This window comes from Rhodococcus triatomae, from assembly GCF_014217785.1.
Lineage (GTDB): Bacteria > Actinomycetota > Actinomycetes > Mycobacteriales > Mycobacteriaceae > Rhodococcus_F > Rhodococcus_F triatomae.
The window spans coordinates 552,445-570,165 of sequence record NZ_CP048814.1 but is presented as its reverse complement, the minus strand read 5'-3'; the positions used below and the strand labels follow the sequence as shown (position 1 = coordinate 570,165).

General features: G+C 68.5%; 16 protein-coding genes and 2 tRNA genes. 8 read left to right on the top strand and 10 right to left on the bottom strand.

Annotated elements, in window-relative coordinates; genetic code table 11:
• Positions 1-26: 26 nt before the first annotated feature.
• Positions 27-557: a MarR family winged helix-turn-helix transcriptional regulator gene (locus G4H71_RS02660; RefSeq protein WP_072736998.1), complete on the bottom strand. Its 531-nt coding sequence runs from the start codon at positions 555-557 to the stop codon at positions 27-29.
• Between the two features lie 130 nt (positions 558-687).
• Here G4H71_RS02660 and G4H71_RS02655 point away from each other — a divergent pair.
• A tRNA-Cys gene (locus tag G4H71_RS02655) sits at positions 688-758 on the top strand.
• A gap of 63 nt (positions 759-821) precedes the next feature.
• Entirely contained in the window at positions 822-1,559 is a 738-nt protein-coding gene (locus G4H71_RS02650; RefSeq protein ID WP_072736912.1) for an esterase/lipase family protein, read from the top strand.
• A 40-nt stretch (positions 1,560-1,599) separates the two neighbouring features.
• Here the strand turns inward: G4H71_RS02650 and G4H71_RS02645 are convergent, their stop codons facing one another.
• The 6 genes from G4H71_RS02645 to G4H71_RS02625 all read right to left on the bottom strand — a co-directional run bounded on the left by G4H71_RS02645 (position 1,600) and on the right by G4H71_RS02625 (position 7,096).
• A complete protein-coding gene (locus G4H71_RS02645) occupies positions 1,600-2,685 on the bottom strand; it encodes a YeiH family protein (RefSeq protein WP_072736999.1) in 1,086 nt (361 codons plus the stop codon).
• 56 nt (positions 2,686-2,741) lie between these two features.
• On the bottom strand, positions 2,742-2,876 hold the full coding sequence (locus G4H71_RS22485; RefSeq protein ID WP_255314906.1) for a hypothetical protein: 135 nt from the start codon (positions 2,874-2,876) through the stop codon (positions 2,742-2,744).
• 83 nt (positions 2,877-2,959) lie between these two features.
• The gene (locus tag G4H71_RS02640) at positions 2,960-3,517 is read right to left on the bottom strand and encodes a hypothetical protein (protein ID WP_217631330.1); all 558 of its coding nucleotides are present in this window, start codon (positions 3,515-3,517) and stop codon (positions 2,960-2,962) included.
• Between the two features lie 453 nt (positions 3,518-3,970).
• Positions 3,971-5,122, bottom strand: a complete 1,152-nt coding sequence (locus tag G4H71_RS02635; protein ID WP_072737001.1) for a sulfotransferase family protein — start codon at positions 5,120-5,122, stop codon at positions 3,971-3,973.
• Positions 5,123-5,141: 19 nt separating this feature from the next.
• Entirely contained in the window at positions 5,142-5,933 is a 792-nt protein-coding gene (locus tag G4H71_RS02630; protein ID WP_072736913.1) for an SDR family oxidoreductase, read from the bottom strand.
• Complete coding sequence (locus G4H71_RS02625; RefSeq protein ID WP_072736914.1) at positions 5,930-7,096, bottom strand: DUF1214 domain-containing protein; 1,167 nt, start codon at positions 7,094-7,096, stop codon at positions 5,930-5,932. The genes G4H71_RS02630 and G4H71_RS02625 overlap by 4 nt, the downstream gene beginning before the upstream one ends.
• A gap of 159 nt (positions 7,097-7,255) precedes the next feature.
• Here G4H71_RS02625 and G4H71_RS02620 point away from each other — a divergent pair, with 159 nt between their 5' ends.
• The 5 genes from G4H71_RS02620 (at position 7,256) to G4H71_RS02600 (ending at position 13,031) form a co-directional block, all read left to right on the top strand.
• Positions 7,256-8,182: an IclR family transcriptional regulator gene (locus G4H71_RS02620; RefSeq protein WP_072736915.1), complete on the top strand. Its 927-nt coding sequence runs from the start codon at positions 7,256-7,258 to the stop codon at positions 8,180-8,182.
• 111 nt (positions 8,183-8,293) lie between these two features.
• The gene (cysD, locus tag G4H71_RS02615; protein WP_072736916.1) at positions 8,294-9,223 is read left to right on the top strand and encodes a sulfate adenylyltransferase subunit CysD; all 930 of its coding nucleotides are present in this window, start codon (positions 8,294-8,296) and stop codon (positions 9,221-9,223) included.
• Positions 9,223-11,064, top strand: a complete 1,842-nt coding sequence (gene cysC, locus G4H71_RS02610) for an adenylyl-sulfate kinase (protein WP_072736917.1) — start codon at positions 9,223-9,225, stop codon at positions 11,062-11,064. Before cysD ends, cysC begins: the two co-directional genes overlap by 1 nt.
• Positions 11,061-12,176 carry a 3'(2'),5'-bisphosphate nucleotidase CysQ gene (locus G4H71_RS02605; RefSeq protein ID WP_072736918.1) on the top strand — a complete coding sequence of 372 codons (1,116 nt, stop codon included), beginning with the start codon at positions 11,061-11,063 and terminating at the stop codon, positions 12,174-12,176. Before cysC ends, G4H71_RS02605 begins: the two co-directional genes overlap by 4 nt.
• 153 nt (positions 12,177-12,329) lie before the next feature.
• Positions 12,330-13,031 (top strand): GTP pyrophosphokinase, encoded by a 702-nt coding sequence (locus G4H71_RS02600; protein WP_083343182.1) that lies wholly within the window; start codon positions 12,330-12,332, stop codon positions 13,029-13,031.
• A 115-nt stretch (positions 13,032-13,146) separates the two neighbouring features.
• On the opposite strand, the gene G4H71_RS02595 is transcribed toward G4H71_RS02600, so the two are convergent.
• Positions 13,147-13,219 (bottom strand) — tRNA-Arg (locus G4H71_RS02595).
• 203 nt (positions 13,220-13,422) lie between these two features.
• On the opposite strand from G4H71_RS02595, the gene G4H71_RS02590 reads away from it, so the two are divergent.
• Positions 13,423-15,816 carry a phosphoketolase family protein gene (locus tag G4H71_RS02590; protein WP_072736920.1) on the top strand — a complete coding sequence of 798 codons (2,394 nt, stop codon included), beginning with the start codon at positions 13,423-13,425 and terminating at the stop codon, positions 15,814-15,816.
• A 42-nt stretch (positions 15,817-15,858) separates the two neighbouring features.
• On the opposite strand, the gene G4H71_RS02585 is transcribed toward G4H71_RS02590, so the two are convergent.
• Together G4H71_RS02585 and G4H71_RS02580 are read right to left on the bottom strand one after the other, a co-directional pair.
• Complete coding sequence (locus G4H71_RS02585) at positions 15,859-16,602, bottom strand: DUF305 domain-containing protein (protein ID WP_072736921.1); 744 nt, start codon at positions 16,600-16,602, stop codon at positions 15,859-15,861.
• Entirely contained in the window at positions 16,602-17,534 is a 933-nt protein-coding gene (locus G4H71_RS02580) for a thioredoxin-like domain-containing protein (RefSeq protein WP_072736922.1), read from the bottom strand. The genes G4H71_RS02585 and G4H71_RS02580 overlap by 1 nt, the downstream gene beginning before the upstream one ends.
• Positions 17,535-17,721: the final 187 nt, after the last annotated feature.

Here is a 17,721-nt window from a genome sequence, read left to right as displayed (position 1 = left end):
GGTCCGCGCGAGTGAGCGGCCCCGGATCAGCGACGGTCCGGGGCCGTCGTGTCGAAGTCGCCCGCGCCGGCGCGTAGTTCGGTGAGGATCGACACCAGCTGCAGCAGCTTGTCGCCGGACACACCGGGGTGCGCGAACACCTGCTCGTTGAGCCGCTCGGTCGATTCGACAGCGAGCTTGCGCCCGGATTCGGTGATCTCCACGAGCGTCGCGCGGCGGTCGCTCGGGTGAGGCACGCGGCGCACGAGGTTTGCTGCCTCGAGCCGGTCCACCGCATTGGTGACACTGGTGGGGTGCACCTGTAGACGTGCGCTGGCCTTCGCCATCGGCAGGGCGCCGGTGCGGGTGAACGTCAGCAGGGTGAGCAGTTCGTACCGGGCGAAGGTCAGACCGACCGGCCGCAGCACCTCCTCGACCCGCGCCATCATGATCTGCTGTGCGCGGACCACCGAAGTCACCGCCGCCATGCCGTCCGCGACGTCGCCCCAGCCGTGCGCCGTCCACTGGCGATGGGCCTCGGCGATCGGGTCCAGGGGCAGGGGTGACGGTGCCGGCATGTCGTCGATCATCCCATGCTGTGCGACGTCCGACGAACGACGCGCACCGGTGCGCATGTTCGCCCGGGAAGAATCACGATGAGTGAAACCCTCGGCTGGGAGTTCGTCACAGGGCACTGTGGTCCGTGATGCGGGTGTGGCTGAGTGGCTAGGCACCGGCCTGCAAAGCCGTTTACACGGGTTCGAATCCCGTCACTCGCTCGAAGTGGGTCCTTCACGGAGGTGGGGTGTGGGCGGGGCGTACGTGCACTAGCGTCGAGGGGCATGTCGGGATCTCGGAAATTCGGAAGCCGCCCCACGCCATCCATACTTCTCGCCGCACTGTCGACGCTTCTCTTCCTGTCGGCGACGCTCCTGGTCGACACCGGCACCGCGCGGGCCGCCTCGTCCGAGGCGGTGGAGGATCCCCCGGTCGCGGTTCTGGTACACGGCTGGCGCGGCACCGCCGAGTCGTTCGCCCCGATGACCGCGGCCCTGGCCGACCACGGGATCGACAGCCGTGCCCTCACCCTTCCCGGTGACGAGAACCGCGCCAACGCGCAGGCCGTCGCGGATGCGGTGGACGAGGTGCGAGCCGAGTTCCCCGGGCGCCCGGTGGCATTGGTGACGCACAGCATGGGCGGGCTGTCGGCACGCCACTATCTGAAGTTCCTCGGCGGTGACGAGGTGGTGGCCGATTACATCGCGATGGGGACCAGCCAGAGCGGGTACTGGCCCGCGTGCCTCCTCCCCGAGGACGGCGGCGGCCAGATGTGCCCGACCAATCCGTTCCTGGCGGAGCTCAATGCCGGCGACGACACCCCGGGTCCGGTGCGGTACACGGCGCTGCGTTCGACGGAGGACGAGAGCGACGGCGCGCTGGACGGCGGCTACTGCGCCGTGCCTCCCGTCGACGGTGTGCCGCACGCGGACGAGCCGGGCGATCCCGAGTTCGCGCGCCTGGTCACGCAGAGCCTCCTCGAAGGCTGCCCCGGCGAGTACGTGGACCTCCCGATCGAGTAGCAGCGAACCCTTCGTCGCCGGCCGACGGTACGAGCGAGGATCAGGAAGGCAGCTCGAAGTTGCCGAACAGGATCGTTGCGAGACCGAGTGCGACCACGATGTTCACCACCGTCGCCGAGCCGAACACGGCGATCGGGCGCCAGCCGGCGTCACGTAGGCCCTTCGCCGAGAACTCCAGGCCGATCGAGACGAAGGCGAAGATGAGGAACCAGGTGCGCAGATCGTTGATCACCGCGATGTCCGCCTTGCCGTCGGCGGCGAACCGCACCCACAGCGTGCCGATCACCGAGGCGGCGATGAAACCGAGGACGAACTTGGGGAAACGCTCCCAGAACTCGCGCACACTCGGCCGCGCTGCCCCGGGCTTCCGCTCGACCCGCAGCGCGAAGTACGCGGTCAGGGCCACCGCCACGAAGCCGATCAGGGCATTCTGGGTGGTCTTCACGATGGTGGCGATCTGCAACGCCTCGTCGCCGAGGATCGCGCCCGAGGCGGCGACCGCCGCCGTGGTGTCGATGTTGCCGCCGATCCAGGCGCCCGCGACCACGTCGGAGAGGCCGAACACGCCTGCCAGCCACGGCAGCAGGAAGATCGAGGGAAGCGCGAACACGATCACCAGCGACGCGGCGTAGGCGAGCTGCTCGCGCTTGGCCTGCACCGCACCCGCGGCGGCGATGGCGGCACTGACGCCGCAGATCGACACCGCGGCGGACAGCAGCGCTCGCAGCTTCTCGTCCAGCCCGAGCTTGCCGCCGATCCACCAGCTGAACGCGAAGACGATCGAGATCAGGAGCAGACCCTGCAGGATCGCCGGGCCCGCCGCGGTGACCAGCACCGTGAGATTGATCGAGGCGCCGAGCAGGACGAGCCCGGTCTTGATGAAGAACTCGGTACGGAAGCCGCCGGACAGGCGATCCCGCCATCCGGTCCGGCTCAGGATGAGGTTGCCGAGGAGTCCGAGGGCGATGGCGTACACCGGGAACTCGATCGAGCCGGCGACGCGTTCGAACGGGCCGCCCTCGGCCCACTCGGGGACCTGTTGTTCGAGGAGACGGGTGAGGGCGCCCAGGACGACGGCGACCGCGACGCCGGCCGCCGCGAGGGTACGGCCGGAGACGCGGCTGATCCACGCGGCCCGGTCCTGCCGGTCTGCAGTGGTATCGGTATGGGTATCGGGTTCGGTCACGGCACGAGCCCCGCAGGAATCACGCCGAGCAGGACGAGCGCAATGATCGCGAGGCCGGCCACCACCGCTGCCCAGTCTTCGTCGAGCAGGGTGGTGCGCGCGGAATCCACCGGCGGCTCGTCGTTCGACATGCGGGCAGCCAACCAACCGGCGGACGATCCGTCGCGGGTTCCGTTCAGAAAGATCGGAACCCGCGACGGATCGCGTTGCTACGTCACTTCAGCCAGGAGTTGCTCTGCACGAACGGCAGATCGGCCCAGAGCTTTCCGAGGCCCCAGGTGTTCCCGGCCGCGAACAGGGCGAGCAGGACGACCCCGAGGCCGTAGATCACGTGCGAGTCGACGATCGGATTGGAGGATCCGGATTCGAGCGGCCACTGCGCCAGGTACATCAACCCCATCAGGAGCGCACCGGACACGGCGGCGACGCGCAGTCCGATACCCAGGATGGCGGCCAGGCCGATGCCGAACAGTCCGGCCATGAACAGGATGTCGGTCACCGGGCTCGCGATGGATTCGAAGAAGCCCTGGAAGGGGCCACTGACGCCACCGGTGAGGAAGCCCTGGGTGGGCTTTCCTCCGTTGATCCAGGCGCGTTCGGACACGGTCGAGTAGCCGAGTCCGAACGTCTTGTCGAGGAAGGGCCAGAAGAAGATGAAGCCCAGCGCGATGCGGAACAGCGCCAGCACCTTCCAGCGTGCACTGCCGTCGTGGACGGCGCGAGCGTCTGCGGCTGCGGGCCGGACGACGCTCTCTTCACGGGTGTCGGTCACAGGGGGAACCTTTCGCATCGGTAAGGTTAGGCAAACCTCGTCGTTGAAGCGAAGAGACCATAGCGGATCGATCGTGACCGCGGGGGAGGCACGATTCGTCCGCTCGGGGTGAACGGGGCTGCGGGCAGCCACGCCGGATGTGAGACTCGGCCCGTGAGCGCGCGCCCGCGCCTCACCGTCGTCGGTGACGGCAGGGTTCGAGGGGCCCGCAGGTCGTCGGACCCCGGCTCCCACGGACGCCCTGCTGCGGGAGGTGTACGGCGAGGTGTTGCGGGCCGGCCTGACGCGTCACCGGCTCGACGAGTGTGTCGGCGACGGTGGGGCGCAGGAACCGCGTGGTGTCGTGGATCGCCGGCATCGCGGTGGTCGATCCGCGAAGGGAGTTGATGTGCAGGGCCGATCTCCCGCTCCGGATCGTCCGCCTCTGCGCGACGTCTGCCCAGGGCAGACAGCTCACGCGGTGAACTGGTAGTTCGCGAACCGTTCGTCGACCTCCTCGGCGGTGAGCCCGAACTGTTCGAGGGTGTAGCGGTGGGCCGGCCGGCGAGCTCCGGTGCGGCTCTCGGCGTGCATGGATTCCATCGCCGACTGGGCAGCCGGGGTCAGGTCCAGCCCGAACCGGCCGTAGATGTCCTCCACTGTGCCGAGGGGATCCTCGACGAACCGGGTGTAGTCCACGTCGACGAACTGGGCCGGGTCGTACCGGCGGCGAGCCTCGGTGAAGGTCTCGAGTCCGCGCGCCCACAACTCGAGTTGGCTGCGTCCGATCACCTCACCGCGAAAACGATCCGACCAGCCGTCGGTGGCCTGCTCGGCGAGGCTGCACACGGACGGCACGATCGTGCGGGGTGGCCGGTGGGTCTGGATCACCAGCGCATCCGGATACACGGCCATGAGTTCGTCGAGCGCGAACAGATGACTGGGGTTCTTGAGCACCCACCGCCGATCGCGATCCGGCAACCCGATGAGCTGGAGGTTGCGCCGGTGCCGTCGATACGCGTTCGTCCAGTCCTGGTTCCGGAGCCAGTCCGAGTACGTCGGCAGATGCGCGAGGCACTCGTAGGACACGGACTTGAACGTCTGGCGGAGCAACTGCCAGCACTCCTCCACCTCGCCCGCGGACATGTAGTGCACCCCCATGAACTCGGGATGCTCGACATGATGCCGGGCGAACTGGTCGTCGATCCGCCGGAATACGGGGTTCGACTCCCAGCTCTCGCGCGGCGGCCGCGGCTGTGGCATCTCGGTCAACCACATCTCCAGGCCCTGGTGGCCGGGGTCCGCGGTGAGCAGCCGATGCAGCGCGGTGGTGCCGGTGCGGGGGAGCCCGGTGACGAAGATCGGGCGCTCCACCGCGACCTCCGCGTGTTCGGGGTGCTGTTTCCATGCTGCTTCGCCGAGCAGTCGGGCCACCAGGGCGCCGCGCAGGAACACCCGGGAGATCTTGCTGCCGAACGGAGTCAGCTGCTCGTCGCGACGATACGACTCGAGCAGCACCCCGAGTGCCTCCCGGTAGTCGTCCTCGCCGAAGTCGTCGAGGCCGGTGATCCGTGTCGCCGATGCGTGCAGGTCCTCGATCGTGCCGACGGTCGTTCGCTCGCTCACGTGCATTCTCTCCTCGCTGTCAGTGATGGAACTCGCCGCAGTTCACGTCCAGGCACTGCCCGGTGATCCCACTCGCGAGCGGAGACGCGAGGAAGAGCACGGCGTCGGCGACCTCCTCGGTGGTGGGAAGCCGCCCCAGGTCGGTGTTCGCGGCCGTCGCCTCGTAGATCTGCTCGACGGTGGTGCCGTACTTGCCGGCCTGGTGTGCGAAGTAGCCCTTCAGCGTCTCGCCCCAGATGTATCCCGGTGCCACGGAGTTGACTCGGATGCCGTGGCCGCCCAGTTCCGATGCGAGGGACTGGGACTGTGCGAGCAGGGCCGATTTGGCGATCTTGTAGCTGCCGTATCGCTGCTGCGAGTGTCGAATCACCATCGAACTGATGTCGACGACCGCGCCCCGTGATTCGGCGAGTGCCGGAGTGAACAACTGGGTGAGCCGCAGGGCACCGAGCACGGTGAGTTCGAAGCTCGCCCGGATGCGGTCGAAGTCGGTGTCCGCGAGCGGCTTCATCGACGGTACGGAGAAGGCGTTGTTGACCAGTACGTCGACTCGTCCGAAAGCGTCGATCGCCTCCCGGACGAGGTTCTCGGCCGAGGACCGATCGGTGATGTCGGTCGGAACGGCGACCGCACGCCCCCCGGATGCGGTGATCTCCGCGACGACCTCGTCGAGGCGTTCCTTCGTCCGCGCGGCGAGCACGACCGCAGCCCCGGACTCGGCGCAGCGGACCGCGAGCGTGCGGCCCAGCCCCGGCCCGACCCCGGAGAGGACGACCACCTTGTCCTGCAGGAGTGTCGGCGTCTCGGTCATGCGAGCATCCGATCGGCGACCGCCGCGCGGCGCGCGGCGATGCGGGAGGCGAAGTCCTCGGGATCGATGACGTTGGACCCGTGGTAGGGCAGGTGGTCGGCGATCTGCTCGAACGGGACGACCTGCGCGACGGGGCCGTCGTCGGCGGTGAGCTCGCGTGACAGACGCTGCCAGCGGAACTGGAGATATCCGCGGCGGTGACCCACCGTGTCGATCCAGTTGGTGATCCCGGGATTACGTTCGGACACCACGAGCCGGATCATCCCGTCGGGGTCGGTCTGGGACTGCGAGGTGTTCAGCGAGGACTGGTGCCCGGTGTAGTCGAGGGAGATATACCAGAGGCTTCCGAGCTGAAACCCCTGGTAGGGGGCATCCGAGTGCGGGACGGTGATGATCATCGCCTCGTCCGGCCCCAGGGAGTAGTGGCCCACCGACGAATACTGCGTCGCGAGGCCGCCCGGCGTGGACCGCGGCTCGGTGAGTTCGTTCGCCGGCTGGTCGAGATAGAACCGTTCGGGGAACTTCAGCCACGTCCGCACCCGCGACACGAGCGCCTTCCCGGCCCGGGCGTAGCGCTTCTCGACGTCTTCGGGGGTCAGCGGCACCGCGGGCTCACCGGCCGTGTCGGGTCGGGTGATCCGGAGAGTGCCCCGCCGCTGGCTCCAGTCGCCGTAGACCTCGCGGACGACCAGTTGCGACGAACCGGGCGCGAGGGTGACGTAGTTGCGTCGGCCCGCGGCCGGCTCGGGACCGAACCGGATTTCGAAGCTGCCGTCGGGTGCGATGTCGATCGCGCGGTCGTCGAAGGCGGACTCGCTGCCGGGTACGTTCGCGGCGGTGTAATTTCCCGACAGCACCTGGAAGCTGAGATCTGTTGTGGTTCCCCGTGTTCCGGTGACCACATACTCGGCGTCGTCGCTGATGACGGCCCCGAGGTAGAGGGTGTCGGGATTGTCCAGGCCCATCTTGGTGTACGGCCCGGTGCCCGAGATGAAGGTGGGGTGCCTCCGGTCGACCGCCCAGGCGGCGTGCGTGGTGGCCAGGATCCCGCCCGCCAGATAGCGGTAGCCCTCGACGAGATCCTGTTCGCTCTCGACGTGCGGTGCGGCGGCGATCAGTTTCTCGGCCTCGGCGAGGGATTCGGCGAAGGCATCGGTCAGCACGTGCTGCTCCTGACTCGCGGGACGGACACGGCGGGCCCCGCGGGGGATCGATGAACAGCCGCCCGAATCGTGACGACGCGACGGGCGGTGGTACACATCTGTACCTCTGTGGTAGAAGTTGACGTATCCGACAATAGAACGCGTTCTAGGAGCTGGTCAATGGACGACATCGAATCCGCGCCCCGGACCGGCCGTCGCTCCCCGCCCACCGAGCGGGTCGTGCAGGTGCTGGACTTCCTGGTGGCACACCGCGGCAGGCGCTTCGGCCTGTCCGAGCTCGCCCGTCGGCTCGACCTCAGCAAGCCCACCTGCCTCGGGATCCTGTCGGTACTGGCCGAGGCGGGGTACCTCCATCGCGATCCGGCGTCGAAGACCTACGGTCTCGGTCCCGCGCTGGTGGCGGTCGGGCGCGCCGCTCAGGAGGGATACGTCGCCGGTCCGGTCGCGCGGGCGCACCTGGCCGTGCTGAGCGAGCGCTACGGCACCACGTGCACCGCGTCGGCGGTGGTGGGTGATCGGATCGCCGTCCTCGAGGTCACCAGCCCGCCGGGTGTGCGGGCCGGGGTCAAGGTCGGGGAGAGCTACCCGTTCGCGCCCCCGGTCGGACTGATGTACGTGCTGTGGGACGGGGCGGAGGCCCTCGAGTCCTGGTTGCGCCGTGAGCCCGCGCTGCCCGTGCGTCACGATCGCACCCGGCTCGCGAGCGTCGTCGAGGAGTGTGTCCGGACGGGGTACCTCGTGGAGACGCTGACGCCGGTGGGTCGGCAACTGCACACGCTCATGGCGGGAGTGGCCGACCACGACCTGTCGGCCGAACTGCGCGCCGCGTTGGGCGACCTGGTCTCGAGCCTCGGCGAGCGGGTGTATCTGCCCGACGGTGACGGGGAGAGTGCCGTTCACCTGATCGCCGCCCCGACCTTCGACGCCGGCGGGCATCAGGCGATGGTCCTCACGCTCTACGTCGGGACCACGCTGTCGTCGGGTGAGATCGCACGGCGGGGGCGGGATCTGGCGGCGACTGCCGCGGCGATCACCTCCGACGTGGGCGGTCGTGCGCCGGTGGCTGCCGCGGCACCCGGCCATTGACCGACAACTGAAACGCGTTCTATTGTCGAGGTGTTCCGCTTGGACCGGCCCGATACAAATATGTACCGACGTGGGCGTCGATACTCACGGGCCGCAGACGAGGAGACCTCGATGTCATCCACGATCCATCCGCCACCGGCTTACGAGCTCTCGCACCTCGACGCGCTCGAGGCCGAGTCGGTGCACATCTTCCGTGAGGTGTCGGCCACCTTCGAACGACCGGTGTTGCTCTTCTCCGGCGGCAAGGACTCGGTGGTGATGCTGCACCTGGCCGCGCGGGCATTCTGGCCCGCGGCCGTGCCCTTCACGGTCATGCACATCGACACCGGCCACAACTTCGACGAGGTGATCGATTTCCGCGATCGCACTCGCGAGCACCTCGGCCTGGATCTCGAGGTGATCCGGGTGCAGGACGACATCGATGCGGGGCGGGTCGTCGAGGATCACGGGCCGGGTGCCAGCCGCAACCGGCTGCAGACGACCGCCCTGCTCCGGGGCATCGCCGAGCACAGGTTCGACGCGGTGTTCGGCGGTGCGAGACGGGACGAGGAGAAGGCACGCGCGAAGGAGCGGATCTTCAGCTTCCGTGACCGCGAGGGGCGCTGGGATCCGCGGGCCCAGCGGCCCGAGCTGTGGTCGCTCTACAACGGCCGGCACCGGCGGGGCGAACACATCCGGGTCTTCCCGCTCTCGAACTGGACCGAGCTCGACATCTGGCAGTACATCGACCGTGAGCGGATCGACCTGCCGCCGCTGTATTACGCGCACCGCAGGCCGGTGGTGCTCCGCGACGGAATGCTCCTGGCGCACACTCGATTTCTCGAGCTCGCGCCGGGCGAGGAGCCGGTGGAGGCTTCGGTCCGGTTCCGGACGGTCGGCGATGCCACGTGCACCGGCTGTGTGGAGTCGACCGCGAGCAACGCGGCGCAGGTCGCCGTGGAGGTCGCGGCCAGCAGGGTGACCGAGCGAGGTGCGACCCGGGCCGACGACCGGATCTCGGAGGCAGGGATGGAAGACCGCAAGCGGGAGGGCTACTTCTGATGCAGCAACTACTCCGGGTCGCGACGGCAGGAAGCGTCGACGACGGGAAATCCACCCTCATCGGCCGGCTGCTCTTCGATTCCAAGGCCGTGTTCGAGGATCAACTCGACGCGGTCGAGCGCACGAGCCGAAGTCGCGGCGCCGATCACACCGATCTCGCACTGCTCACCGACGGGCTGCGGGCCGAGCGGGAGCAGGGCATCACCATCGATGTCGCGCACCGCTACTTCGCGACTCCCCGGCGTAAGTTCGTCATCGCGGACACCCCGGGCCACGAGCAGTACACCCGGAACATGGTCACCGGAGCGTCGACGGCGGATGTGGCGCTCGTCCTCGTCGACGCACGCAACGGCGTGGTGGAACAGACGCGCCGGCACGCGTTCATCGCGAGCCTCCTCGGAATCGCGCACCTGGTGGTGTGCGTCAACAAGATGGACCTGGTCGACTGGTCGCAGTCGAGATTCGAGGAGGTCGTCGAGGAATTCCGCCGGTTCGCGATGAAGCTCGACGTCCAGGACCTGTCGTTCGTGCCCGTCTCGGCACTGCACGGGGACAATGTCGCACAGCGCACCGTGAACATGCCGTGGTACGACGGCTCGTCCCTCCTCGGTCATCTCGAGAGCGTCCACATCGCCTCGGACCGCAACCTCGTCGATGCGCGGATGCCGGTGCAGTGCGTCATTCGGCCGCAGCGGCAGTCGGATTCGTCGTTGCACGACTTCCGCGGGTACGCCGGCACCGTGGTCGGTGGCGTGTTCAAGCCGGGGGACGAGGTGATGGTGGTCCCGTCCGGGCGGACCTCGACGGTCCGGGCGATCTGGGGCCCGGGAGGGGCCCCGCTTGCCGAGGCCTTCGCGTCGAGTGCGGTGGTCGTCGAGCTCGAGGACCAGCTGGATGTCGGGCGCGGCGACCTGCTCTGCCGTCCCGGGAACCGGCCGCTGATCGGTAGGGAGATCGATGCGATGGTCTGCTGGCTCAGTGACCGTCGTGAGCTGCATTCGGGCGACCGGTATGTGATGTTGCACGGGACTCGCAGCACCGGCGCTCGCGTCGGCGGGCTGGACTACCGGCTGGACGTCAACACCCTGCACCGCGACACCACCGCGGAGTCCCTGGAGCTCAACGAGATCGGACGGATCCGGGTGACGACGACCGACCCGTTGACGTTCGATCCGTATCGCCGGAATCGGGGCACCGGCAGCTTCGTGCTCGTCGACGAGGTCACCGGAGACACCGTCGCCGCAGGAATGATCACCGGTCCGTCGCTGTCGGGTACGCCTGTGGTGTGGCACCGTGGGACCGCGGCGGACGGCGAACGACCCACGGCGGCAACCATCTGGCTCACCGGCCTGTCCGCCTCGGGGAAGTCGTCCGTGGCAGTGGAACTCGAGCGTGCCCTGCATGCGAAACACGTCGCCTGTCATCGACTCGACGGGGACAACCTGCGTCACGGGCTCACTGCGGATCTGGGTTTCGCCCCCGAGGACCGCGCCGAGAACGTCCGCCGGGTCGGTGAGGTCGCGATCGTCCTGGCCGAGGCCGGAGTGGTGGCGATCGCCTGTCTCATCAGTCCCTACCAGCAGGATCGGGAGCGGGTGCGCGAGCGGCACCGTGCCGCGGGCATCCCCTTCGTCGAGGTCTTCGTGGACACCCCGCTCGCCGAGTGCGAGGCGCGTGATCCCAAGGGTATGTACGCGCGGGCCAGGGCGGGGGAGATCACGAGGTTCACCGGCGTGGACGACCCGTACGAGCCGCCGGAGCATCCGGAACTCGCGCTGCGCCCGTCCGACGGCGATCCGGCCGACCAGGCGGCCGCGATTGTGGGATTCTTGGGACTGTGAGCACCGACGCGAAATTCGCCGCCGACATCGCCCAGGGGGCAGGAGAACTGCTGCTCGAGATCCGCGACGCGGGTATGGGCACCGTGGACGGCAGGGAACTCGGCCGCCGGGGGGACGGGGCCGCGCACGCCTTCCTCGCCGGCCGACTCGCCGCCGAGCGCGGTGACGACGCCGTCCTCTCCGAGGAGTCCGCGGACGACAGTGCGCGGCTGTCCGCCGACCGCGTGTGGATCATCGATCCGCTGGACGGGTCCAAGGAGTACGGGCTCGCCGGCCGGACGGACTGGGCGGTGCACGTCGCACTGTGGGAACGCGACCGTGGGATCACCGCCGCCGCGGTGGCCCAGCCGGCGCTCGGGGTCGTCTACGACACCGAGAACGGCGACCACGACCGCGATCGTCTGGGTGCGGGCGCGGCACATCCCCGGATCGTGGTCAGCGACAGCCGCCCGCCGGCGTTCACGGATGCGGTGGCGACCGACGTGGGCGCCGAGGTCGTCGGGATGGGTTCGGCAGGGGCCAAGGCGATGGCCGTCCTGCGCGGTGAGGCGGACGCGTACGTGCACGCCGGCGGCCAGTGGGAATGGGATTCCGCCGCACCTGTCGGGGTGGCGAAGGCAGCCGGGCTGCACTGCTCGAGGATCGACGGAACACCGTTGCTGTACAACGAATCCCACCCGTATCTGCCGGATCTCGTCATCTGCCGCCCGGAACTGGCCGAGGCCTTGCTCGGGGCACTGGCACGGCATGCCCTGGACACACCGGACACCGGCCGTGTCGCGCTCGCCCGTGCCTACATCGACGCTCTCGTCAGCCACGACGCCTCGAAGGTCCGGTTCGCCGAGGGCGCGTGGCGGGTGGAGAACGGGCAGCGTACCGGTGACTCGGGCCGGTTCATCCGTGACGAACTCGAGAACGGGGCGCAGTACGAGGCGATCCACGGGGTGCGGGAGGCTCGCTTCCACGAGTGGGGTGAGAACGTCGTCGCCAGGTATCTGCTCGATGTCGGTGCCACCCCGGCAGAGTCCACGGCGATCCACGTCACCGAGTACTTCGCGATTCCTCGCGCCGAGATCGCGTCGATCGTGGCGATCATCGAGCCGCACCGGTGACGGCGCCGGCGCCGAGCACGGCTACCGCCGGTTTCCGGGCATCCTCGGTGCCCGGGTTCGGCTGGCAGACTGGACGGCGTGAGCCCTGACGACAGACCCGAGCCGGATCCCGTGCGGCAACTCGCCCAATTGCGGGACGAGTTCACCCGATTCATGATGTCGTACGAGTTCGGTGTCGCGGAGATGCTCACCAAGATCAACATCCTGCGCGAGGAGTTCACCCACATCCATCGGTACAGCCCGATCGAACACGTGAGTTCCCGGGTCAAGTCGGCCGAGAGCATCCTGCGCAAGGTGCAGCGCAAGGACGTGCCGTTCACCCTCGACGGTATCCGTGAGGGCATCCAGGACATCGCGGGTATCCGAATCACGTGCAGCTTCATCTCGGACACCTACCGGCTCGCGGAGATGATCGGCGGCCAGTCCGACGTCACGGTGCTGGAGACGAAGGACTACATCGCCCGCCCCAAACCCAACGGCTACCAGAGCCTGCACTTGATCGTGGAGGTGCCGGTGTTCCTCACCGACCGAGTCCAGCCGGTACGCATCGAGTTGCAGATCCGCACCATCGCGATGGACTTCTGGGCCAGTCTCGAGCACAAGATCTACTACAAGTACGACCGCAACATTCCCGAGCGGTTGCTCGACGAGCTCACCGAGGCCGCGACGGCGGCGACGATGCTCGATCAGAAGATGGAGCGGTTGCACACCGAGGTGGAGCAGTGGAAGGGGACGACCGGCGGTACGACCGACCGATTCGACATCCCGGTGCCGGCGGAATTGGTGGAGTTGCTGGCGCGGCACCGGCCGATCATCGACGGGAAGAACGGTGACGGGAGAATCGGGGGACAGTGACCGGGCACCATCGAGATACCGGGCACCATCGAGATACCGGGCACCATCGAGATACGAGAGATCGGGCCCCGGAGATCTCGTTCGGCCGGACGAGGAATCCGATCGAAGAAGTGGGTGCCCCCGGCAGGATTCGAACCTGCGACCTTTCGCTCCGGAGGCGAACGCTCTATCCCCTGAGCTACGGGGGCGCACCGGGAATCCCGGTGTACCTGTTGGGCGGGCCTAGCGTAGCGCATGACCCGTGCCCGACTGCAAATCGGCTCGCCGTCGGGTGTCGGTGTGGCCGAGTTCTCCGCCGGGCGCTGCGCGGAAGCACTGCGAGGTGCGTGGGCGGAGCCATAGGCTCGGGGAGCCCGAGCACACGTGCGAACTCCCAGGGAGACGTCGAAGCATGGCAGATCAGCTCACAGCGGACTCGGAGTACACCGACGCGGAACTCGAACTCGATCTGCGATGGTGGGCGGCAGCGAACTACCTGACCGTCGCGCAGATCTACCTGCAGGACAACAGCCTCCTGCGGGAGCCGTTGCGGCCCGAGCACATCAAGCCCCGGCTCCTCGGACACTGGGGAACCAGCCCCGGGCTGTCGATGATCTACACCCTCCTCAACCGGCACATCCGTCGGACCGGATCGGATTGGCTCTACCTCACCGGGCCCGGCCACGGCGGGCCGGCGCTGGTGGCGTCGACCTACCTCGAGGGGACCTACTCCGAGGTGTACCCCGACGTCTCGCCGGACGCCGCGGGCATCCACCGGCTGTGCCGGCAGTTCTCGACGCCGGGTGGAATCCCGAGCCACGTCAGCGTGCAGACGCCCGGCAGCATCCACGAGGGCGGCGAGCTCGGCTACGCACTGGCGCACGCGGCGGGCGCGGCCTTCGATCACCCGGACCTGCTGGTGGCGTGCGTCATCGGTGACGGAGAGGCCGAGACCGGCCCGCTGTCGGGCTCGTGGAAGTTGCCGGCGTTCCTCGACCCCGCGCGCGACGGGGCCGTTGTTCCGATCCTTCATCTCAACGGCGCCAAGATCGCCGGTCCCACCGTCTACGGCCGGAGCCGGGACACCGACATCGAAGCCTTCCTCACCGGCCAGGGGTGGGCACCGATCCTGGTCGAGGGCGACGACCCGCACACGGTGTTCCGCGAACTCGAGTCGGCTCTCGGCGTCGCCCACCGGGAGATCACCCGGATCCAGGGCGCCGCCCGCGCGGGGGAGACACCGGATCACTACCGCTGGCCCGCGATCGTGCTGCGCACCCCGAAGGGATGGACCGGGCCGCACATCGTCGACGGGAAGCTCGTCGAGGGGACGTTCCGGTCGCATCAGGTGCCGCTGTCCGGAGTGCGGACGAACGAGGCCCACCTGCACCAGCTGGAACAGTGGCTCCGGTCCTACGGCCCGGACACCCTGTTCGACGAGAACGGCGCTCTGGCGCCCGAGCTGGCCGCCCTGGCGCCGGAAGGCGACAAGCGCATGGGATCGTCCCCGTACGCCAACGGCGGGCGGTTGCGTGCCGAACTGCCGATCCCGGATCTGTCCCGCTACGAGGTGGAGATCGAGAAGCCGGGTGCCGCCTTCCACGAGACGACCCGTGTCCTCGGCGAACTGATGCGGGATCTCTACCGCGAGACGACGACGGAGGACGGCGGCGGAACCTTCCGGCTGTTCTGTCCCGACGAGACGAACAGCAATCGGCTCGGTGCGGTGTTCGAGGCGACGGACCGCTGCTGGCAATTGCCCACCACCGAGTACGACGAGGCGCTGTCGCCGCACGGTCGTGTCATGGAAGTGCTCAGCGAGCATCTCTGCGAGGGGTGGCTCGAGGGGTATCTGCTCACCGGTAGGCACGGGATCTTCGCGAGCTACGAGGCGTTCGCGATGGTGGCCGCGTCGATGATCATCCAGCACACCAAATGGCTCCAGCATGCCACCGAGCTGCCGTGGCGCGCCCCGGTGTCGTCGCTGAACATCCTCCTCACGAGCACCTGCTGGCGGAACGACCACAACGGGTTCAGTCACCAGGGGCCGGGCATGATCGACTCCGTCACTCTGCTGGCGCCGGACGTGGTCCGGGTCTGGTTGCCGCCGGACTCGAACACGCTGCTGTCGATCTCGGATCACTGCCTACGCAGTACCGACCGCGTGAACCTCATCGTCGTCGACAAGCAGCCGCACCTGCAGTACCTCACGCTCGCCGAGGCCAACGAACACTGCGCGGCGGGTGCCTCGGTGTGGCAGTGGGCCGGAACCGAGGAGACGGTGGGCGGCGACGGCCCCGATGTCGTGCTCGCGGCCGCGGGAGACGTCCCCACCCAGGAGCTGCTCGCGGCCGCTCAACTGCTCCGGGACTGGACGCCGGATCTCGTCACCCGCGTGGTCAACGTCGTCGATCTGATGGGGCTGCTCCCGCCCGCCGACCACCCGCACGGGTTCGCGGAGGAGAAGTTCGCCGAACTGTTCACCGAGGACACCGACGTGATCTTCGCCTTCCACGGATACTCACGCGCCGTGCACGAACTGCTCCACGGCCGCCCGGACCCGGGCCGTTTCCACGTTCGCGGGTTCAGCGAACAGGGCACGACGACAACGCCGTTCGACATGGTCGTGCTCAATCGGATGAGCCGCTACCACCTGGTGATCGAGGCGCTGCGCCGCTCCCGTCGGGCCCCGGACGGCGCGGAGGAACTCGCCGCGCACTGCCGCGATCAACTCGAACGGCACCGTACCTACGTCGTCGAACACCTCGAGGACATGCCCGAGGTCCGTGACTGGGTGTGGTCCTGAATCGGGACGATCGGTGGAGAGGCTGATCAGTCGAGGGGCTGATCAGTTGAGCGGAAGGGGTACCGCGCCGCGCTGGGCGAGCATCGACGTCATGAGTTCGGACTCGCTGGTCTGGGTGTCGACCATCTTCTGGGCAATGTTCCGGACCACCGACTCCGACGCGTACTGGGCGCCGTACTCCATCATCGGCAGGCCACCCTCGTGGTGGCGCAGCATCAGCTGCAGGAACAGCACGTCCACGTCCGTACCGGATGCCTGACGCAGTGCCGCGAGGTCCTCCGACGTGGCCATGCCCGGCATCCGGTTCATCGGGCCCTCGCTCGTACCGTGCCCCGCGGAATCGGGGTCTTCCTGCGCACCGTGACCCGTGGATTCGTCGCCGTGCGCCCCGTGCCCGCCGTTCCCTTCCGTCATCCAGCCCATGTAACCGCCGGTCGGCAGTGCCGGCTGGTCCCACATGGCCAGCCAGCCCTGCATCTGCCCGATCTGGTTCTGCTGGGTGGTGAGGATGTCGTAGGCCAGGTTCCGTACGGCCGGATCGACCGCGGTGGTCATCGCGATCGCAGACATCTCCACGGCCTGGTTGTGGTGCACGCTCATGTCCTGTGAGAAGCCCACGTCCACCGAGTCGGCGCCCGGGACACCGTCGTCACCGAGCGGAATCCTCGCCAGGACGCCGATCGCGAAGCCGAGGACGATCGCCCCGAGAAGGCCGACCACCAGCAGCGCGGTGCGCTGGCTGCGGGGAGCCCGCCGGGCGTCGTCCGTGTCGGTGTCGTCCGCCATCACTGACCTGCCGGGGCGGGCGCGCCGTCGGCGGGGAGCTCGAGCTGCTGCTGCAACTCCGGCGGCAGCTGCGCGCCTCCGGGCAGTCCGCCCGGCAGTCCGCCGCCACCCGGTACGAGCTCGCTCGGATCGGGCTGGATACCGCCGCCGTCCATCGGCACCGCGTCAGGTCCCGGCGGGTTCGGGTCGAAGGCGGGCGGGGTGTCGGTGTCGAAGCCGGAACCGGGGATGGTCGAGCAGCTGGCGCCGACCTCCGGGTGAGTGTTCGGGTTGAGGCGCAGGGCGTTGACGAACTGGTCGACCCGCTCGTCGTCCGCGGAGTCGACGGCCAACTGGTGGCCCCACGACTGCAGCGAGATCGGGGTGTCCTGGCCCGGGAAGGGGGACAGCATCATGTAGGTGTTTCCGTCCACCTTGTCGACGAGCACCTCGCGCTGGTCGTCCGACAGCGCGTCCGGGTCGTAGGTGATCCAGACCGCGCCGTGTTCGAGTGAGTGGACCGCGTTCTCGGTGCGGATCGGCTCCGGGTACACGGTTCCGGTACACGTCGCCCACACCGCGTCGTGCGGCCCGCCGAACGGGGGAGTGTGGTCGTAGGCGACCCGCTGGGTCGGCTCCACGTGGATGCCTGCCGGGTAGTCGATCTTGGTCACCCCGGCGATGTCGTCCGACGGGTCCGGGTTGTCGGCGGTGGGCGCCCACCGCTGAGCTTCCTCGTTGGCCTGGTACTTCGGATACAGGTTCACCGCGAGTACCGCGATCAGGGCCGCGACGACGGCGACCGCACCGATCGTCATCCACGGAACGTTGCGGGGGGCCGGGCCGCCACCGCTCTTGCCGCGGGGGTTGCTCTTCTTCTGGGCCGCCTTGATCGCCTTCGCGGACTTGGCCGACTTCTTGCTCGGTCCGTGACCGTCCGAACCACTGGGCATGGATGTGTGCTCTTTCGCTGTGAGGAAACCGGCGGTGTGCTGGAACCGGCGCCTGCCGGAAGTGCGGTGGCACCGGAGCTTGCCGGGTGCACGGTACAGGGCCTCACCACTGTACTGACAGAACCTGAACGGAAGCTGGGAGAGGCCCGGCCGAGTGTGGCGTGCCCAGGTCGTTCACGGACGGCGC